The sequence below is a fragment of the Parablautia muri genome, from assembly GCF_009917485.1.
Lineage (GTDB): Bacteria > Bacillota > Clostridia > Lachnospirales > Lachnospiraceae > Suilimivivens > Suilimivivens muri.
On record NZ_QZDT01000192.1, the window covers coordinates 1 to 755 of the forward strand.

General features: G+C 58.7%; 1 protein-coding gene. It reads right to left on the reverse strand.

Annotated elements, in window-relative coordinates; all coding sequences use genetic code 11:
- A partial coding sequence (locus D5281_RS25165; RefSeq protein ID WP_277935641.1) for a YodL domain-containing protein occupies positions 1 to 755 on the reverse strand: 755 nt, incomplete at both ends.

Below are 755 nucleotides of genomic sequence, written 5' to 3' on the forward strand. Positions count from 1 at the left end.
TCTTCAAGGGAAGTTTCCGGCGCAAGGGGCGCGGAATAGACAAGCTCATAGTTCGCCCTGTCAACCACATTTCCCGCCGCCTGCAGGCGGTCGTATGGCTCAAAGCGGAAATCCCTTGTTTCGTCCCCGCCTTTTATCTGGTAAATGGAAAAGGTGTCTTTGCCCTGTCCGGCGGTCTGCGCCGTTTCCTGTGCCTTTGCGTAAAGCTGCTTTACGTCGCCCTCGGTCAGCTCGCCGCTTTTGAGCTGCCCCATAAGCTCGCGGCATTTCTCCGGCGTCCCGGTGAAAAGAACGTCCCCCATTTTCGCCCGCCCGTTTTCCTGTGTCACATAGGCTTGCAAGAGGTAGCTGTTTTCCCGGCTGTCGCCGTAAGGGTTCCGGCGCACCCTGTAAATCGTTTCCGGGGTAAAGGCTTCTTTCGGGGCTGCGCCCGCCTTTTCCTGTGCGCCGGATTTTCTCGGTGCGGCTGCTTCCGGCTCCGGCTTCTCTTTCCCGGCTGTATCTGCCTTTGCCGGGGCTTCCGGCTGCTCCTGTCCGGCGGTCTGCTCCTTGTCCTGTGCCTGTTGCAGCTCCGCAAGGTTCGCGTCTATGGAATTGATAATCTCGGCGGCTGCGCTGCGTATCGTTTCAAGGGAGCTTTTCAACTCGGACAACTCCCGCCCGCTGCTCCACCCGGCAACGTATCCGAAAGAGTAGTCCGACGTATCAAGCCCGTAATGTTGGCAGACAGTATAGGCGACGCTTTCCGCTTCGAC